This window comes from Micromonospora sp. NPDC023869, from assembly GCF_055559695.1.
Window position 1 is genome coordinate 129,866 of record NZ_JBVHKD010000001.1, and the last position, 16,596, is coordinate 146,461.

Consider the following 16,596-nt stretch of genomic DNA (forward strand, 5'->3'; position numbering starts at 1 on the left):
GCGTCCGGCGTCCGGCGTCCGGCGTCCGGCGTCCGGCGTCCGGCGTCCGGCGTCCGGCGTCCGGCGTCCGGCGTCCGGCGTCCGGCGTCCGGCGTCGATCATGGAGCTGTGGCAGCCGCAGATGTGGACGTATCAACACAAACTCGCGACCACAACTCCATGATCGGCGCGCAGGGCGACGGCGGCGCAGGGCGACGGCGGGGCAAGGCGACGACGCGCGGGGCGACGGCGGGGCAAGGCGACGCGGGACAGGAGGACGGCGGGGCGGGCGGGTCAGCGACGGGGGCCGAGAGCGGCCTGGACGGCGCGGCCCAGGGCGGCGACCACCAGGCCGACCGAGGGGCGGACCACGGAGCTTTCCAGGCCCACCTCGCCGGAGAAGCCCGCACCACTGGCGATCTCCTCCAACCGGCGGAGGGCCTCGGTGGCGTCCTCGCCGGTCGCTCCCAGCGCCGATTCCATCCGGAGTACGGCGACCAGCGTCGCCAGGGCGGCGGTCCGCTCGTCGGGCGCTTCGCCGGTCAACGCGGCAGCGAGGCGTTGGCGGGTCTCCGCCTCCACCGAGGGGTCCAGCACCGGGTAGCGGTGCACGTGGATGAAGCCCAGCTCCGTCTCGTCGACGTCCCGGACCACCCCGTGTGCGCACAGGTCACCGAGGACCTTGTCGCGCAGGCCGTGCCGCAGTCGCTGCACCCAGGAGGACGGGCTGTGCGGGGTGTCCGCCGCGATCCGGGCCAGGACGTCGTCGGTGATCGGCTCGCCCGTCGGTGTCGCGTCGACCACCGTCAGAGCACCCTCGGCGTACGCGATCCGGCCCGCCAGGGCCAGCTCGATCAACACCGCGGCGGCCATGCCCAGGTCGAGGCTGATCCGGGGCATGGTCGCCTTGCCGGTTTCGTCGTCGTACGCCAGCAGGAGCAGTTCCTCGGCGAGCGGAACACCAGTCATGGCCCGAGACGGTAGCCGCTCGATGCCACCGCCCGCACGACAAACCCGCCACCACGAGCGTGGGACGACGACGGACAGATCAGAACCGGGGCATGCCGCCGAACTGACGGTCCCCGGCGTCACCGAGACCCGGCACGATGAACATGCTGTCGTTGAGGCCCTCGTCGATCGACGCGGTGACCAGACGCAGCGGCAGACCGGACCGCTCCAGCCGGGCGATGCCGGCCGGTGCGGCGAGTACGCAGAGCACCGTGATGTCGGTGCAACCGCGCTCGGCCAGCAGCCGGCAGCAGTGCTCCAATGAGCCACCGGTGGCCAGCATCGGGTCGAGGACCAGCACCGGCAGGCCGCTCAGGTCGCGGGGCAGCGACTCCATGTAGGCGCGCGGTTCGAAGGTCTCCTCGTCCCGGGCCAGCCCGACGAAGCCCATCGACGACTCCGGCAGCAGCCCCAACGCGGCGTCGGCCATGCCGAGACCGGCGCGCAGCACCGGCACCAGCAGCGGCGGGTTGGCCAGCCGGGTGCCCTCGGTGCCGGTGACCGGGGTCTGCACCGGGTACCGCTCGATCGGGAAGGAGCGCGCTGCCTCGTACACCAGCATGGTGGTGAGTTCGTGCAGCGCCGCCCGGAACGAGGCGGAGTCGGTCCGTTCGTCCCGCATGGCGGTCAGCCGGGACTGGGCGAGCGGATGGTCAATGACGAGTACGTCCACGATCGCTCAACCTACCCGCCCCGCACCCCGACGCGCGGGCCCCGGCCCGGAGCAGCGACGTCGCTCACCCGGGACGCCCGCCCGCCGTCATGATCAAGATGGGGTGGCTCCCGCCTGCGTAGACTTCGGCGCATGACGGCGACAGCGACGTCGGCCCGGTCGGACCTCTCCGAGCTGGGACGATCCGAGACCGCTCTGCGGACCTTCCTGCACGGCCTACCGGGCGTGGACCAGGTCGGCGCGGAGCAGCGGGCAGCCCAACTCGGCACCCGCTCCATCAAGACCACCGCCAAGGCACAGGCGATCGACCTCGCGATCCGAATGGTCGACCTCACCACGCTGGAAGGCGCGGACACCCCCGGCAAGGTACGCGCGCTCGCCGCCAAGGCGCTGCGCCCCGACCCGGCCGACCCCTCCTGCCCACACGTCGGCGCGGTCTGCGTCTATCCCGCGATGGTCCCGTACGTGGCCGAGGTGCTGCGCGGAAGCAACGTGCATCTGGCCAGCGTGGCGACCTCGTTCCCGTCCGGTCAGGCACCCTTGGAGATCAAGCTCGCCGACACCCGGGCGGCCGTCGAGGCGGGCGCCGACGAGATCGACATGGTGATCAACCGGGGCGCGTTCCTGGCCGGTCGCTACGCCGAGGTGTACGACGAGATCGTGGCGACCAAGGAGGCCTGCGGGGACGCCCACCTCAAGGTGATCCTGGAGACCGGTGAGCTGGCCACCTACGACAACGTACGCCGGGCCTCCTGGCTGGCGATGCTGGCCGGCGGCGACTTCATCAAGACCTCCACCGGCAAGGTCCCGGTCGCGGCCACCCTGCCGGTGACGCTGGTCATGCTGGAGGCGGTGCGCGACTTCCGGGCCGCCACCGGTCGGCAGGTCGGCGTGAAGCCGGCCGGCGGCATCAAGACCACCAAGGACGCCGTCAAGTACCTGGTCATGGTCAACGAGACCGTCGGGCCGGACTGGCTCGACCCGGACTGGTTCCGCTTCGGCGCGTCCAGCCTCCTCAACGACCTGCTCATGCAGCGCACCAAGCTGACGACCGGTGTCTACGCCGGCCCCGACTACTTCACCCTGGACTGAACCCGATGTTCGAATACGCACCCGCCCCCGAGTCGCGCTCGGTGGTGGACATCAAGCCCTCGTACGGCCTGTTCATCGACGGCGCCTTCGTCGACCCGGCCGACGGCGGCAGCTTCAAGTCGATCAGCCCCTCCTCGGAGGAGGTGCTCGCCGAGATCGCCGAGGGGGGCAGCCAGGACGTGGACCGCGCGGTCCGCGCCGCCCGGAAGGCATACGAGAAGGTCTGGGGTCCGATGCCGGGCCGGGACCGGGCCAAGTACCTGTTCCGGATCGCCCGCCTCATTCAGGAACGCTCGCGTGAGCTGGCCGTGTTGGAGTCGCTGGACAACGGCAAGCCGATCAGGGAGTCGCGCGACGTCGACCTGCCGCTGGTCGCCGCGCACTTCTTCTACTACGCCGGCTGGGCGGACAAGCTGGAGCACGCCGGGTTCGGCGCGAACCCGCGACCGCTCGGCGTGGCGGCGCAGGTCATCCCGTGGAACTTCCCGCTGCTCATGCTGGCCTGGAAGATCGCCCCGGCGCTCGCCGCCGGCAACACGGTGGTACTCAAGCCCGCCGAGACCACCCCGCTGACCGCGCTGCTCTTCGCCGAGATCTGCCAGCAGGCCGACCTCCCGGCGGGTGTGGTCAACATCGTGACCGGTGCCGGCGAGACCGGTCGGGCCCTGGTCGAACACGACGGCGTCGACAAGGTCGCGTTCACCGGCTCCACCGACGTCGGCCGGGCCATCGCCCGCGCCGTCGCCGGCACCAGCAAGAAGCTCACTCTGGAACTCGGCGGCAAGGCCGCCAACATCGTCTTCGACGACGCCCCCGTCGACCAGGCGGTCGAGGGCATCGTCAACGGCATCTTCTTCAACCAGGGGCACGTCTGCTGCGCCGGCTCCCGGCTGCTGGTCCAGGAGTCCGTCGCCGAGCAGGTGCTGGAATCGCTCAAGCGCCGGATGGCACTGCTGCGCGTCGGCGACCCGTTGGACAAGAACACCGACGTCGGTGCCATCAACTCCGCCGCCCAGCTCGCCCGGATCCACGAGCTGACCGAAGCCGGCGCCGCCGAGGGCGCGCAGCGCTGGTCACCGCCGTGTGAGCTGCCGGACCGTGGCTTCTGGTTCGCGCCGACCATCTTCACCGGCGTCACCCAGGCCCACCGGATCGCCCGCGAGGAGATCTTCGGCCCGGTGCTGTCCGTGCTGACCTTCCGCACCCCGGCCGAGGCCGTGGAGAAGGCCAACAACACGCCGTACGGGCTCAGCGCCGGAATCTGGACCGACAAGGGTTCCCGCATCCTGTGGATGGCCGACCGGCTGCGCGCCGGAGTCGTCTGGGCCAACACGTTCAACAAGTTCGACCCCACCTCGCCGTTCGGCGGCTACAAGGAGTCGGGCTACGGTCGCGAGGGCGGCCGGCACGGGCTGGAGGCGTACCTCAATGTCTGAGCGGGTCGCGGTACGCAAGACGTACAAGCTCTTCATCGGCGGGAAGTTCCCGCGTAGCGAGTCGGGACGGTCGTATCTCGTGCAGGACTCCAACGTGTCGCTGGCCTCCCGCAAGGACGCCCGGGACGCCGTGGTCGCCGCCCGCGCCGCCGTGAAGGGCTGGGCCGGAGCGACCGCGTACAACCGGGGTCAGATCCTCTACCGCGCCGCCGAGATGCTGGAGGGCCGCCGCGACCAGTTCATCGGTCTCGGCGTACCCGCCGACGAAGTCGACGCCGCCACCGACCGCTGGGTCTGGTACGCGGGCTGGTCCGACAAACTGCCGCAGGTGTACGGCGGCGCCAACCCGGTCGCCGGCCCCTACTTCAACCTCTCCGCACCCGAGCCGACCGGCGTGGTCGCCGTGGTGGCCCCGGAGAGCCCGGCCCTGCTCGGTCTCGTCAGCGTGATCGCCCCGGCGATCGTCACCGGCAACACCGTCGTGGTCGCCGCCTCCCCGGAAGCGCCACTGGCCGCGATCACCCTCGCCGAGGTGCTCGCCACCTCCGACCTGCCCGGCGGCGTCGTCAACATCCTCACCGGGCGGCTGCCGGAGACCGTACCCACGCTGGCCGCCCACATGGACGTCAACGCCATCGACCTGACCGGGGTCGCCGACGCGGACCTGGCGGTCGACCTGGAGATCAAGGCCGCGGAGAACCTCAAGCGGGTACTCCGTCCGGTGGGCTCCGGGCACGACTGGTCCGCTGATCCGGGGCTCGGGCGGATGACGGCGTTGCTGGAGACTAAGACGGTGTGGCATCCCAAGGGGGTGTGATTCTTCTTCTCTTCTCGCTCTTTTGGGTTTCTCGCTGTGGGGGTTTCCGGGGGGCCCACCCGCTCCGGGCGGTCAGGCTTGATCCCTGCGCGGGTGGGCTCCCCCCGGAAACCTGACCTGGGCACGGTCGGAGTTCTGGTGGCGGCTTTCGGGTGCCGCCCTGCGCTGAGTCACGAGTCAGCGGGGCGAGTGGCGGGCGCTCTCGTGCACGCCTCGCGCCCGCCTCGCGCCCGGCTGGCGCCCGGCTGGCGCACGTCGCGCTCGGTTGGCATCGCCGGTGGGGGCGGTCAAGATCTGCGCAACTTCTTTGATGTTGCTGTGTCGGGGTGGTCGGGAGGCAGCAGTTTCCAGGAAGTTGTGTGGACGTAGGCCGGCGGCGGACCCGGACGCCCGAGGCGGACGCTCGATGCGGGGAGCGGGTAGCGGGGCTGGGGTGGTGCGCGGACCGGGGGGTCTACTACGGGGGGTAGGATTCAGGGGTGACTCGGCTGGGGGATCTTGAGCGTGCGGTGATGGACGTGCTGTGGGACACGGTTCCCGCCGCATCCGGTGGGGTGACGGTGCGCGAGGTCGCCGATGCGCTGGCCGGGCGCGAGTTGGCCTATACGACGGTGATGACGGTGCTGGACCGGCTCGCCGGCAAGGGCATGGTGCAGCGCGAGCGGGAAGGGCGGGCGTGGCGGTATCAGGCTGCCGCCAGCCGTGAGGCGTACATCGCCCAGATCATGCTCGACGCCCTGGACCTGGGTGGCAGCCGCGACGCGGCGCTGGTCCGCTTCGCCCGCTCGGTGACGGGCACCGAGGCCGACGTCCTGCGGGCCGCGCTCTCCGCCGAGGCCGGGATGACCCCGGGTACGCCGGACGGGCCGGGTGACGGTGCGGCGCTGACCGATCGCGTGGAGGCACCCGCACCGGACCGGACGACCCGGCCGGGTCGGACCGACGAGACCGCGGAGCGGTAGGGGCGACGACGTGGCGCAGACCGTGCACTTCGCCGCCGCGATGCTGGCCTGCTGGCTGATCGCGCAGGTGCTCAGCCGCTCGACGTGGACGTGGCGTACCCCTCGGGTCGCGATCCTGTGCTGGCAGGCGGTCGGCCTGGCCGCCGGGCTGTCCGCGATGGGCCTGCCGATCGCGATCGGGCTGGCCGCGTACGACCGGGGCACCGGCAGCGCGCTGCTGGCGCTCGCGAACGACCTGTGGCACAGCACACTTCCGGTGGGCGTCGGCCCGGTGCACCTGGGGCTGGTCGGCATCGGTCTCGGCATCGGCGTGGTGCTGCTGACCACGACGGTACGCAGCATCCACGGCACGGTACGCGCGCAGCGTCGGCACCGGGACCTGCTGGCGCTGGTGGCCCGGCGGGACCCGACCGTGCCGGGGGCGCTGGTGCTCGACCATCCGAGCGCGGCGGCGTACTGCCTGCCGGGGGTGAAGCCCCGGGTGGTGGTCAGTGCCGGCACGCTGAGTTTGCTCGACCGGGCCGAGTTGGCGGCGGTGCTGACGCACGAGCGGGCGCACGCCGAGGAGCGGCACGACCTGGTGCTGCTGCCGTTCACCGCGCTGTGCCGGGCGTTGCCCTGGCTGCGCTGGGTGCACGAGGCGCACGAGCGGGTGTCGCTGCTGGTCGAGATGCGCGCCGACGACAAGGCCCGGGAACTGCACGCGGAAGCCCCGCTGGCCGGTGCGCTGCGGCGGTTCGCCGCCGCTGAGAACCGGATCACCCCGGCCGGCACCCTCGGTCTGGGCGATCGGGACCTGGACGTACGCGTGCAGCGGCTGATGGTCGCCGAGCGTCCGGCCCGGCTGATCGGTGCCGCCGCGCTGACCGTGGCCACCACCGTGGCCGCCCTGCCCATCTCGCTGTTCCTGAGCTGACGACCGACGTGGTGTCCCGCGTACCGGCTCCGCGCCCGTCGGCGCTCGTCGCGGCCCTACTAGGCTGCCAGGCGATGTGCTGGCGGATTCTCCCGGGACGGACCGACGGTAGGGCACCGGTGTACCGGTGAACCGCCGCCCCTTCGACCCGCGGCTGCTGCGCCGGGTCCCCGCGGCCCGACGCGACCTCACCCTGCTCGCGCTGCTCGGGGTGCTCGCCGCCGGGCTGGTCGTGGCGCAGGCGACCGCCCTGGCGGCACTGTTGGCGACCGCGTTCACCGGGCGGCTCGACCGCGTCGCGCTGTCCGGTCTGGTGGTCGCCGTCGCGGCCCGCGCGCTGGTGGTGTGGGCGCAGGGCGTGGTGTCGGCGCGAGCGGCGGCCACGGTGAAGGCGGCGCTGCGGGCCGACCTGCTGGGCGCGGTCGCCCGACACGGACCGGGTTGGGTCGCCGGTCAGCGGGCCGGACAGTTGGCCACGCTGGCCGGTCGTGGGCTGGACGCGCTCGACGCCTATTTCACCGGCTACCTGCCGCAGCTCGTGCTGAGCGTCACGGTGCCGGTGGCGGTGCTCGGTCGGGTCCTCTTCGCCGACTGGAGTTCGGCGGTGATCATCGCGTTGACGCTGCCGCTCATCCCGATCTTCGGAGCGCTGCTCGGCTGGCAGGCCCAGGCCGCCACCGAACGGCAGTGGCGGCGGCTGTCCCGCCTCGGCGGGCACTTCCTGGACATGGTGGCGGGGCTGCCCACGCTGCGGGCGTTCGGGCGCGCACGGGCGCAGACCGACGCGGTGCGGCGGATGGCCGACGGGCACCGGGTCGCCACCATGCAGACCCTGCGCATCGCCTTCCTCTCCGCCCTGGTGCTGGAGCTGGTGGCCACCCTGTCGGTGGCGCTGGTCGCGGTCCCGGTCGGTCTCCGCCTGCTCGACGGCGGGCTGGTGCTCCAGACCGCGCTGCTGGTGCTGCTGCTCACCCCGGAGGCGTACCTGCCGTTGCGGGCCGCCGGCAGCCGGTTCCACGCCAGCATGGAGGGGCTCACCGCGCTGGACGAGGCGCTCACGCTCTCCGGTTCCGCCCCGACGCCCACGCACCGGACGGGTGCGTCGCCCGACGGGCACGGCGAGATCCGGTTCGACGCGGTGACCGTCGTGTACGAGCGCACCACCGCGCTGCGGGACGTCACGCTGACCATCCGGCCGGGCGAGCGGGTGGCGATCATCGGCCCGAGCGGCGCGGGCAAGAGCACGCTGCTCGGCCTGCTGCTCGGTTTCGTCGCACCAACCTCCGGGCGGGTCACGGTCGGCGGTGTCGACCTGGCCGACGCCGACGTCGACGGATGGCGTCGACAGGTGGCCTGGGTGCCGCAGCGGGCCCACCTGTTCGCCGCGTCGCTGGCCGACAACATCCGCCTCGGCAGCTCCGACGCCGCACCGGAGGCGGTCGACAGCGCGGTGCGCGGCGCGGCGCTGGACGAGGTGGTCGAGTCCCTGCCCGACGGGCTGGACACCCGGCTCGGCGAACGTGGGCACGGCCTGTCCAGCGGTCAGCGGCAGCGGGTCGCGCTGGCCCGGGCCTTCCTGCGGGACGCACCGGTGGTGCTGCTCGACGAACCGACCGCGCGCCTGGACGCCGCCGCCGAGGCGGTGGTGCTCTCGGCCACCCGTCGGCTGGTGAGCGGACGGACCGCGCTGCTGGTCGCGCACCGGCCGGCGCTGCTGGAGGACGCGGACCGCATCCTGCGCGTCGAGGACGGCCGGGTCACCGAGCTGACGCCACAGGCGGCCGGGGAGGCCCGATGAGCACCACCCGGGCCACCACGACCGGTCGCGTCGGCTCCTCGCCCGAAGCGGCCGTACTCCGGCTGGCCCGGCCGTACCTGCGGCGGTTGGTCGGTGCGGGACTGCTCGCGGCGGCCACCGAGTTCGCCGCCCTCGCTCTGATGGCCACCGCCACCTGGCTGTTGATGACCGCCGCCGGTCAGCCGGAGCTGGACCGACTCACCGTGGCGATCGTCGCGGTACGGGCGCTCGCGGTGAGCCGGGGTGTCCTGCGCTACACCGAACGACTGGCCGGGCACGACGCGGTGCTCCGGCTCGTCACCGACGTCCGGGCCCGGGTGTTCGCCACCCTCGCCGCCCGACGGGGTGCCCCGCCGCGCACCGGCGACGCGCTGAGCCGCCTGGTCTCCGACGTGGAGGCGGTGCAGGACCTGCTGCTGCGGGTACTCGTCCCGGCTGCCGCCGCCGCGACGGTGAGCCTGGTGGCCGTCGGCCTGACCGCCCTGGTCTCGCCCCCGGCCGCGCTGGCCCTCGCCGTCGGCCTGCTGGTCGCCGGGGTGGGCCTGCCGCTGCTGGCCACCGCGCTGACCCGCCGGGCCGCCGCCGAGATGGCGCCGCTGCGCGGCGCGCTCGCCGCCGACGCGGTCGACCTGACCCACGGCGCGGCTGACCTGGCCGCCTTCGGCGCCACCGCCGGTGCGCTCGACGCCGCCGGTGGGCGGGCGCGTCGACTCGCGCGGCTGGAGCGGCGGCTCGCCGCGCTCGGCTTCGCCGTTGACGGCCTCGGGGTGCTGGTGGCCGGGCTGACCACCGGTGCCGTGGTGGTCGTGGCACTGCGGGCCGACGTGTCCGGCGCGCTGATCGGAGTGCTGGCGGTCGGCACGCTGGCCGCGGTGGAGATCGCCCTCGCGCTGGTCGGCGCCGCTCGGCAGTGGACCGCCCTGCGGTCCGGACTCGCCCGGGTGGCCCCGCTGCTGACGTCGACCGACGACCGCTCCGACGCACCGGTCCCGTCGCGCCGCGACACCGATGGGGCCGACGCGTCGGCCACGCCGCGCCCGGACGCCACCGGGAAGGCCACCGGTGGGCGGACTACGAGCGATGGCGACGTTCCCCGCGTCCGGTTCGACGAGGTCACCGTCCGTTACCGGGCCGGGGCGCCCGCCGCGCTCGACCGGTTCGACCTCGACCTGCCGCCCGGCCGCCGAATCGCGGTGGTGGGCCCGAGCGGGGCCGGCAAGAGCACTCTCGCCGCCGTGCTGACCGGCGCGGTGCGCCCGGACACCGGTCGGGTGCGCCTGGACGGGCGGGACGTGTCGGCGTACCCGCCGGAGGACCTGCCGAGGGCGGTCGGCGGACTGCTCGCCGAGGCGTACGTCTTCCACGCCACCGTCCGGGACAACCTGCTCCTCGGCCGCCCCGACGCCGACGAGGCCGCGCTGGCCGCCGCCACCGAGGCCGCCGGCCTGGCGGACTGGGTACGGGCGCAGCCGGAGGGCTGGGACACCGTGGTCGGCGAGGAGGGCGGGCAGCTCTCCGGTGGTCAACGGCAGCGGTTGGCGCTGGCCCGCGCGCTGCTCGCCGCACCCGGGGTGCTGGTGCTGGACGAGCCGACCGAGGGTCTCGACCCGGTCGCCGCCGACGAGGTGCTCGCCGCGACCCTGGCCGCCACGCCGGCCGGGCACTCGGTGCTCTTGATCACGCATCGACTCACCGGGCTCGACGGGCTCGACGAGGTGCTGGTGCTCGACGCCGGTCGGGTGATCCAGCGGGGACCGCACGCGGATCTGGTCGACACCGACGGCTGGTACCGCGACCAGTGGGTGGTGCAGCAGGCTGCCGAGCACGGTTACCTCGCGCTCTCCGGCCGGCACCGGCCCTGACCTGTAGGGCGCGTCGCCGGTGCCGGACCGCCCGGCACCGACCGGCCAGGCGGTCGACGGTGGCGCGTCGCACCGGTTGGCGATGCCGCCATCGGGGTGCGGGCACCGATTACCCAGAGCAGCCCACTAGGGTATGTGCCCAGAGTCACTCACCGACATCGAGTCGGTGAGTGGGCAGCCCGACGCACACGGAGGTCACCGTGGCCCGCCAGTCGCCCCAACGGCCGGACGCCGACGAGCCCGAGCTCGATGACACCACCGGCTCCGCCAAGCCGGACGCCACCGAGCCGGAGGCCGTCGCCGAGCCGGACCCCGCCGAGCGGGAGGCCGACGACGAGTCGTCGGACGTCGAGGAGGCGGCCGACGCGTCGGCCCAGGCGTCCCGCGCGCTCTGGGACGAGCTGCGGATCGACCCGATCGAGGTCGCTCTGCCCGCCGGCACCGGCTTCACCCTGCGGGCCTACCGGCCGGCCCGTGACCTGACCCCCACCGATGTGGCCGAGCGCGACGCCGACGACCCGTTCCTGGCGCGTCGGCAGGTCGTCGAGACCGAGGACGAGGACGACGAGGACGTCGTCATCCTCGACGAGGACGTCGCCCGTGAGTTCGCCGAGAGCGACGAGGACGAGAAGCGGGACACCGACGGGGACTCGGGCAAGACCGCCTCGGGCAAGACCGCCTCGAAGAAGGACGACGACACCGCCGACGAGGACGACGACGAGACGGCGGAGGACGACGCCGGCGACGAGGAAGTGCCGGTCTTCCTGAGTCACCGGGGACGGCTGCTGCTGTTCAAGACCCCGGAATCGCTGGTCAGCTTCGTCCGTTCCGGTGCGCCCAACGATCTGTCCCAGCTGGACAGCTGGAATGAATTGTCCGAACGGGTGGAACCGGCGGACATCGCCCCGCTCGACGAAGACGTGTACGAGCTCGACCTGGTAGTGGAGAACCTCCGGGGCGGCCACGACGCGTGGGACGCGACGCTGCTCATCGAGGCGGGCGAGGTCGCTCGCGACATGTCGTACGCGCTGCGCCTGCCCGCCGTGCTCGACATGCTCTCCAGCGGTTCCAGCCTCGACGACCTGGACGAGGCGCTGCGTGCCTCTGTCAAGGGCGGGATCGGTGGATTCCTCGGTCGACGTAAGCTGAAGAAAATTGGGGCACAAACCGCAAGTCTGGGTTGGCGGACCATTGTCGGAAAGATCTCTGCGGTCGTGGACTGGCGCGACTGAGGCGCACCAGGGAGCATCAGTCTCTGGCAGAGAACACCTTGTGTCCCGGGAGGAGGACGACGCCGTGGCGCTCGTGCGCGTGTACTGCGGTCTGGCCTCGGCGGATCCGGCCGGCCGACCGGTCTCGGCCGGTTCGACGCTGACGTCCGCTGTGGTCGACGACGCAGGCCGTCTGCTGCATGTCTGCGAGGTGAGCGACGACCCGGCGGGTTACGCCCTGCTGGTCACGCTGCTCGTGGAGCGCTCAGGCGGGCCGAGCGGTGCGGCGATAGCGGCCGACAGCGACGACCACACCGTCACCTCGCTGCTCAGCGCCGCCGGTCGTCCGCTGGCGATCGCCGACGACGACTCGGTCGACGACTTCGCCGAGCGCTTCGCCGACGACGACTCCCTGGAGGAGATGCAGGCGCCTCCGGCCGTACGACGGGCCGTCGGGTTGGCCCGCGCTCTCCAGGCGGGCGCCCTGTCTGCGGTGACCCTGCCGGCTCCTCGGGACCTCGCCGGCTACAAGCAGGTGCTCGCGGCGCACGCCGCCCTGGCCACCGGCCGGCACTCCGCCGCGGTCGCGCTGCGCGAGGTGCTGCGCGAGCTCTACCCGGCCGCGTTGCGCGCCTACCCGGATCCGGCCGACTCGATCCCGCTGGCGGTGCTGGACGCCCTGCCCGAGCCGGGCATGCTCACCGACGCCGCAGGGCGCGGTCGCGACGCGGCGGTCACCGCCGACGCCGTCACCGCACAGCTCGCGGCGGAGGGCGCCGGCGAGGCGGAGGCGATCGACGAGGCGGTCACCGCGCTGCGGGTGGCGATCTCCGAGACGCCGCGCCGGTCCACGGTCAACCGGGCCCTCACCTCCGCCGCCGCCGAGACGATCCGCCAGGCGGTCGCCTCGGTCCGGGCCTGCGACGCCGGTTGCGAGGCGCTGGTCGGCGCCCTACACGCCCGCACCGCGACCCCCACGCCGACCGCCGGTCGTCGGGCCGCCGCCCGGCGTGGCGAGCCGGTGGGTGACCTGGCCTCCACCGCCGCCGCACCTGCTCCGGCTCCCGCCCCCGGCCTGCGCCCGGTCCGCCCCACCGGCCCCGAGCCGGCCGGCGGTGGCCGCCGCAGCCGCCCCGAGCCGCAGCCCGGCAGCGGTCCCGCGTCGCCGCGTCCGCTCGGCCCGCCGCCGACGGCCCCGGCACCGCTCGCGCCGCCGCCCGTCGCACCCACGCCGCTGACCCCGGCCGCGATGGCCGGCCCGCCGGTCTCCGCGCCGCCGACGCACGCCGAGTCCATCCCGTCGCGGATCGACGGTCCAACCAACCGTCCGATCTCGGCGCCGCCCCCGCCGCCGCCCGGCATCACGCCGATCGCGCCCGCGCAGCGTGGGACGGTGCCGCCCGCCGAGGCGGGCGAGCCGTTCCGGCCGACGCTCACCACCGCGGCGATCAACAGCGCGCGGGCCGAGCGGCAGCGCACGATCATCCCGCCCCGCCCGAAGACCAACGGCGGCGAACCGCCGACCGGCGGATTCAGCGCCACCGACCTCAGCGTTCCGGTGCCGGCGCCCCGGCCCGATCAGGAGCCGGCGGCACCCCCCGGATCGCGGGCCAACTGGCCGCTGGTGAACAACCCGGAGAACCCGGCGGATGTCACTTCGCCGCTCAACCCGGTGGTCACCTCCGCCTACGACGACCGGAAGCGGCACGAGGCGCCGCAGCCGCCCGCCGACCTCGGCGTCGAGCGTCGGGTGACCCCGCCGTGGCTCGCCGACGACCTGCCGCCGGAGCCGCCGGTGCTGCGACTGGTCGAGCCTCCGCCGCTGGCCGACCGCGCCCTGCGCAGCTCCGCCGAGTCGGCCCAGGAGAACCCGCCGCTGCGGCTGGTCGACCGGGGTGAACCGGCACGTGACGGCCGGCCGATGGAGCGGTTGGACCTCACCCCGCCGACCCGTCGTGCGGAGCCTTCGGTGGAGCACCGGCCGCCGCCGGTCCCCGACGAGGGCGACGGCGACCTGCTGATCTTCGCTCAGGCCAGGTCCGCCTGGTTCGTCGGACACGGCGAGAGCGCCGACCTGGACTGGTCCAGCATGGCCGACACCGGGTGGGAGGCCGCCGAACAGGCCGCCCGTCCGGCGGTGGGTGACGCGACCGGGGCCGGGTTGCCCAAGCGGGTGCCCCAGGCCAACCTCGTGCCCGGCTCACCGCTGCGCGAGGAGCGTCCGCTGCGCATCGTCCGGGACGCGGCCAGCCTCGCCGAGAACACCACCGGCTACTTCCGCGGCTGGCGTCGCGGGCAGGAGATCGGCGGTTTCGCGGTCGGCGGCCGACCGGGCCGGGAGTCCGCCGGTGGTTGGGACTTCACCCGGGACACCGGCGAGCGCGACGACGACCGGGAGTACGAGTACCGTTCCGCCGGCTACCGGTCCTGACGCCCCGCTATACCCCCGCTCACCTGCGTGTTCCTACCCACACCCGGATAATTTGACGTCGGGTCGACGGGGCCGGGAGCATACCGGCGGAACAGCCGGCGGCAGGTCGCCGGGCGGGGGAAGGCGACTCATGGCGACACCGGCAACCAGTCGATCCGTGCTCACCCGACGGGGAGTGCTCGCCGCGACGGCGAGCACCCTGCTACTCAGCGGCTGCGGACGGGACCGGGAGCGACGCAACGCCGTCACCCGGCCGACCCCGGGTCAGGAACTGGTCGTCGGGGCGACGCTGGAGCTGAGCGGGTCGGGTGCGGCCCTCGGAGTGGCCCAGCAGCGAGCCCTGACGATCAGCGCGGCCACCCTCAACGACAAGGGCGTACAGGTCGGCAACCTCCGCCGGACCGTACGCCTGGAGCTGCGCGACAACCGCAGCGATCCTCGCCTCGCCGCCGAGCAGGCCGCCGAGCTGGGTGGGCGCGAGGACGTGCACGCCCTGGTCGGGGGCACGCTGGCGGAGACCTCGATGTCGGTCATCGAGGTGGCACAGGAGCTGCGCCTGCCGTTCGTGTCGCTGGCCTTCGGCGACTCCATCACCGTGCCGTTGGCCCAGCGGGCCTTCGTCTACAAGGTCACCCCGGACGCCGGGGACGTGGCCCGTCGGCTGGCCCAGCTCGTCGACGCCGAAGGGCTACGCCGGGTCGTGCTGCTGGCCGAGACGGGGCTGCACGGTGACTCGGGGGTGCGCGCCATGACCGGCGCACTGCGTACCGCGGGGGTGGGACTGGTCCGCACGGTGCGGCTCCCCGCATCGTCCGCCGGCATCACCCGCGCCGCCGAGCGCGCCGTGACGGCCCGATCGGACGCCGTGGTGGTCTGGGCCACCGCACCCCGCTCCGGAGCCGCCGCACGCGCTCTGCGCCGGGCCGGACACGACGGGAAACTGTTCTTCGACGCCGGGGCGGTCGCCGAGGAGACGCTTGAGGACGCCAACCTGCGCGCGGTGGAGGGGGCGTACGCCGTCCACCCGTCGTCGCTGGGCGGCTCCACCATCGCCAACAGCAGCGCCGCCGGGCGCGCGTACCGTGACCTGGTCTCGCGGTACATCCGCGAGCACGGCGCCTACAACGGTTTCGCCCCGTACGCCTCGGACGCCCTGCTGCTGATCACCACGGCGGCCCGGCTGGCCTCCAGCGTGGACCGGGGGCGACTCCGGGCGTACCTGCAGAACCAGGTGACCGACGGGATGGCGGGCATGTACTCGTTCACGCCCATCCGACACAGCGGCATGGAGCGTCACTCGCTCGGCGTCTACCGGGTCGACGCCGGCGCCTGGAACCGTCTGAGCTGAGCCGCCCGCCGGGTCACGGACAGCATTGCGCGCCCGGTGTCGTCTTGGTCGACACCGGGCGCGGCAGCCGATCGTCAGGCGGGTGCGACGGCCCGGGTACGGCGCATCGTGAGCACGTACTCGACCAGCGAGATCAGCACGTGCTTCGTCGACTCGCGGTTCCGGGCGTCACAGGCCACCACGGGGACGTCGCTGGAGATCGCGAGCGCGTCCCGGACGTCCTGCGGATCGTGGTACTGCATGCCGTCGAAGCAGTTGATGGCCACCAGGTACGGCAGCCGCCGGTGCTCGAAGAAGTCGATCGCCGCGAAGCAGTCCGCCAGCCGGCGGGTGTCCACCAGCACGACCGCGCCGATCGCGCCCCGGACCAGTTCATCCCACATGAACCAGAAACGGGTCTGACCCGGCGTACCGAAGAGGTACAGGATCAGGTCACGATCGATCGAGATACGACCGAAGTCCATGGCCACCGTGGTCGTCGTCTTACCCGGCACCTGCCGGGTGTCGTCGACGCCGACACCGGCGGACGTCATGATGGCCTCGGTGGTCAGCGGCGTGATCTCCGAGACCGAGCCGACCAGCGTCGTCTTGCCGACGCCAAATCCACCGGCGATAACGATCTTCGCCGACGTCACGCGCCCGCTCGGAGTCGGCGGACGGTGCGACATGTCAGAGCCTGCGAAGTCCACTCAGCACCCTCTCCAGCAATTCAGTGCCCACCGCGTCGTCCGAGTCGTCCAAAGTGGTCGGCTCGTGGACCGCGACCAGGCCGTCCGTCGCCATGTCGGCGATGAGCACCCGGGCCACGCCGAGCGGAAGTTGCATGCGCGCCGCGATCTCGGCGAGCGACTGCACACGTCCGTCACACAGCGCGGCGATGTACTGGTGCTCTCGGCCTTGTCCGCCGTTGCCTGTGGCAACGGCCCGACCGCGCACCGTGGTCTCGACCAGCGCCTCCAGGGCGATGTCGAGGCGAGGACGGGTACGACCGCGGGTTACGGCGTATGGACGGACCAAAGCGCCGGTCGGCTCGTCACGATCGGCCATGTCGCCGCTCACCTCC

14 protein-coding genes are annotated in these 16,596 nt (G+C 73.3%); 10 read left to right on the forward strand and 4 right to left on the reverse strand.

Annotated elements, in window-relative coordinates; all coding sequences use genetic code 11:
• Positions 1-273: 273 nt before the first annotated feature.
• Positions 274-948, reverse strand: a complete 675-nt coding sequence (locus ACZ31C_RS00590) for a GOLPH3/VPS74 family protein (protein ID WP_465793605.1) — start codon at positions 946-948, stop codon at positions 274-276.
• A gap of 79 nt (positions 949-1,027) precedes the next feature.
• Positions 1,028-1,660 carry a uracil phosphoribosyltransferase gene (gene upp, locus ACZ31C_RS00595; RefSeq protein ID WP_465793606.1) on the reverse strand — a complete coding sequence of 211 codons (633 nt, stop codon included), beginning with the start codon at positions 1,658-1,660 and terminating at the stop codon, positions 1,028-1,030.
• 132 nt (positions 1,661-1,792) lie between these two features.
• Between upp and deoC the strand changes: the two genes are divergently transcribed.
• The 10 genes from deoC to ACZ31C_RS00645 all read left to right on the forward strand — a co-directional run bounded on the left by deoC (position 1,793) and on the right by ACZ31C_RS00645 (position 15,533).
• Positions 1,793-2,752, forward strand: coding sequence for a deoxyribose-phosphate aldolase (gene deoC, locus ACZ31C_RS00600; RefSeq protein ID WP_465793607.1), 960 nt, complete (start codon positions 1,793-1,795; stop codon positions 2,750-2,752).
• A 5-nt stretch (positions 2,753-2,757) separates the two neighbouring features.
• A complete protein-coding gene (locus tag ACZ31C_RS00605) occupies positions 2,758-4,188 on the forward strand; it encodes an aldehyde dehydrogenase family protein (protein WP_465793608.1) in 1,431 nt (476 codons plus the stop codon).
• Positions 4,181-5,005 (forward strand): aldehyde dehydrogenase family protein, encoded by an 825-nt coding sequence (locus tag ACZ31C_RS00610; protein ID WP_465793609.1) that lies wholly within the window; start codon positions 4,181-4,183, stop codon positions 5,003-5,005. Before ACZ31C_RS00605 ends, ACZ31C_RS00610 begins: the two co-directional genes overlap by 8 nt.
• A gap of 479 nt (positions 5,006-5,484) precedes the next feature.
• Complete coding sequence (locus ACZ31C_RS00615; protein ID WP_465793610.1) at positions 5,485-5,967, forward strand: BlaI/MecI/CopY family transcriptional regulator; 483 nt, start codon at positions 5,485-5,487, stop codon at positions 5,965-5,967.
• Between the two features lie 40 nt (positions 5,968-6,007).
• Positions 6,008-6,883, forward strand: a complete 876-nt coding sequence (locus ACZ31C_RS00620; protein ID WP_465794331.1) for a M56 family metallopeptidase — start codon at positions 6,008-6,010, stop codon at positions 6,881-6,883.
• A 127-nt stretch (positions 6,884-7,010) separates the two neighbouring features.
• The gene (cydD, locus tag ACZ31C_RS00625; protein ID WP_465793611.1) at positions 7,011-8,681 is read left to right on the forward strand and encodes a thiol reductant ABC exporter subunit CydD; all 1,671 of its coding nucleotides are present in this window, start codon (positions 7,011-7,013) and stop codon (positions 8,679-8,681) included.
• The gene (gene cydC / locus ACZ31C_RS00630) at positions 8,678-10,543 is read left to right on the forward strand and encodes a thiol reductant ABC exporter subunit CydC (protein WP_465793612.1); all 1,866 of its coding nucleotides are present in this window, start codon (positions 8,678-8,680) and stop codon (positions 10,541-10,543) included. The genes cydD and cydC overlap by 4 nt, the downstream gene beginning before the upstream one ends.
• A gap of 170 nt (positions 10,544-10,713) precedes the next feature.
• Positions 10,714-11,775 carry a DNA primase gene (locus tag ACZ31C_RS00635; protein WP_465793613.1) on the forward strand — a complete coding sequence of 354 codons (1,062 nt, stop codon included), beginning with the start codon at positions 10,714-10,716 and terminating at the stop codon, positions 11,773-11,775.
• A 40-nt stretch (positions 11,776-11,815) separates the two neighbouring features.
• Positions 11,816-14,185, forward strand: coding sequence for a transposase (locus ACZ31C_RS00640; RefSeq protein WP_465793614.1), 2,370 nt, complete (start codon positions 11,816-11,818; stop codon positions 14,183-14,185).
• Between the two features lie 130 nt (positions 14,186-14,315).
• Entirely contained in the window at positions 14,316-15,533 is a 1,218-nt protein-coding gene (locus ACZ31C_RS00645) for an ABC transporter substrate-binding protein (protein WP_465793615.1), read from the forward strand.
• Between the two features lie 74 nt (positions 15,534-15,607).
• On the opposite strand, the gene ACZ31C_RS00650 is transcribed toward ACZ31C_RS00645, so the two are convergent.
• The gene (locus tag ACZ31C_RS00650; RefSeq protein WP_334628720.1) at positions 15,608-16,201 is read right to left on the reverse strand and encodes a GTP-binding protein; all 594 of its coding nucleotides are present in this window, start codon (positions 16,199-16,201) and stop codon (positions 15,608-15,610) included.
• A 1-nt stretch (position 16,202) separates the two neighbouring features.
• Complete coding sequence (locus tag ACZ31C_RS00655) at positions 16,203-16,580, reverse strand: DUF742 domain-containing protein (RefSeq protein ID WP_396741472.1); 378 nt, start codon at positions 16,578-16,580, stop codon at positions 16,203-16,205.
• Positions 16,581-16,596: the final 16 nt, after the last annotated feature.

What these genes read in the sequence shown, in the direction of transcription:
- ACZ31C_RS00590 (WP_465793605.1), bottom strand. Translation starts at nt 948, where the DNA reads ATGACTGGTGTTCCGCTCGCCGAGGAACTGCTCCTGCTGGCGTACGAC.
- deoC (WP_465793607.1), top strand. Translation starts at nt 1,793, where the DNA reads ATGACGGCGACAGCGACGTCGGCCCGGTCGGACCTCTCCGAGCTGGGA.
- ACZ31C_RS00605 (WP_465793608.1), top strand. Translation starts at nt 2,758, where the DNA reads ATGTTCGAATACGCACCCGCCCCCGAGTCGCGCTCGGTGGTGGACATC.
- ACZ31C_RS00610 (WP_465793609.1), top strand. Translation starts at nt 4,181, where the DNA reads ATGTCTGAGCGGGTCGCGGTACGCAAGACGTACAAGCTCTTCATCGGC.
- ACZ31C_RS00620 (WP_465794331.1), top strand. Translation starts at nt 6,008, where the DNA reads ATGCTGGCCTGCTGGCTGATCGCGCAGGTGCTCAGCCGCTCGACGTGG.
- cydC (WP_465793612.1), top strand. Translation starts at nt 8,678, where the DNA reads ATGAGCACCACCCGGGCCACCACGACCGGTCGCGTCGGCTCCTCGCCC.
- ACZ31C_RS00645 (WP_465793615.1), top strand. Translation starts at nt 14,316, where the DNA reads ATGGCGACACCGGCAACCAGTCGATCCGTGCTCACCCGACGGGGAGTG.
- ACZ31C_RS00650 (WP_334628720.1), bottom strand. Translation starts at nt 16,201, where the DNA reads ATGTCGCACCGTCCGCCGACTCCGAGCGGGCGCGTGACGTCGGCGAAG.
- ACZ31C_RS00655 (WP_396741472.1), bottom strand. Translation starts at nt 16,580, where the DNA reads ATGGCCGATCGTGACGAGCCGACCGGCGCTTTGGTCCGTCCATACGCC.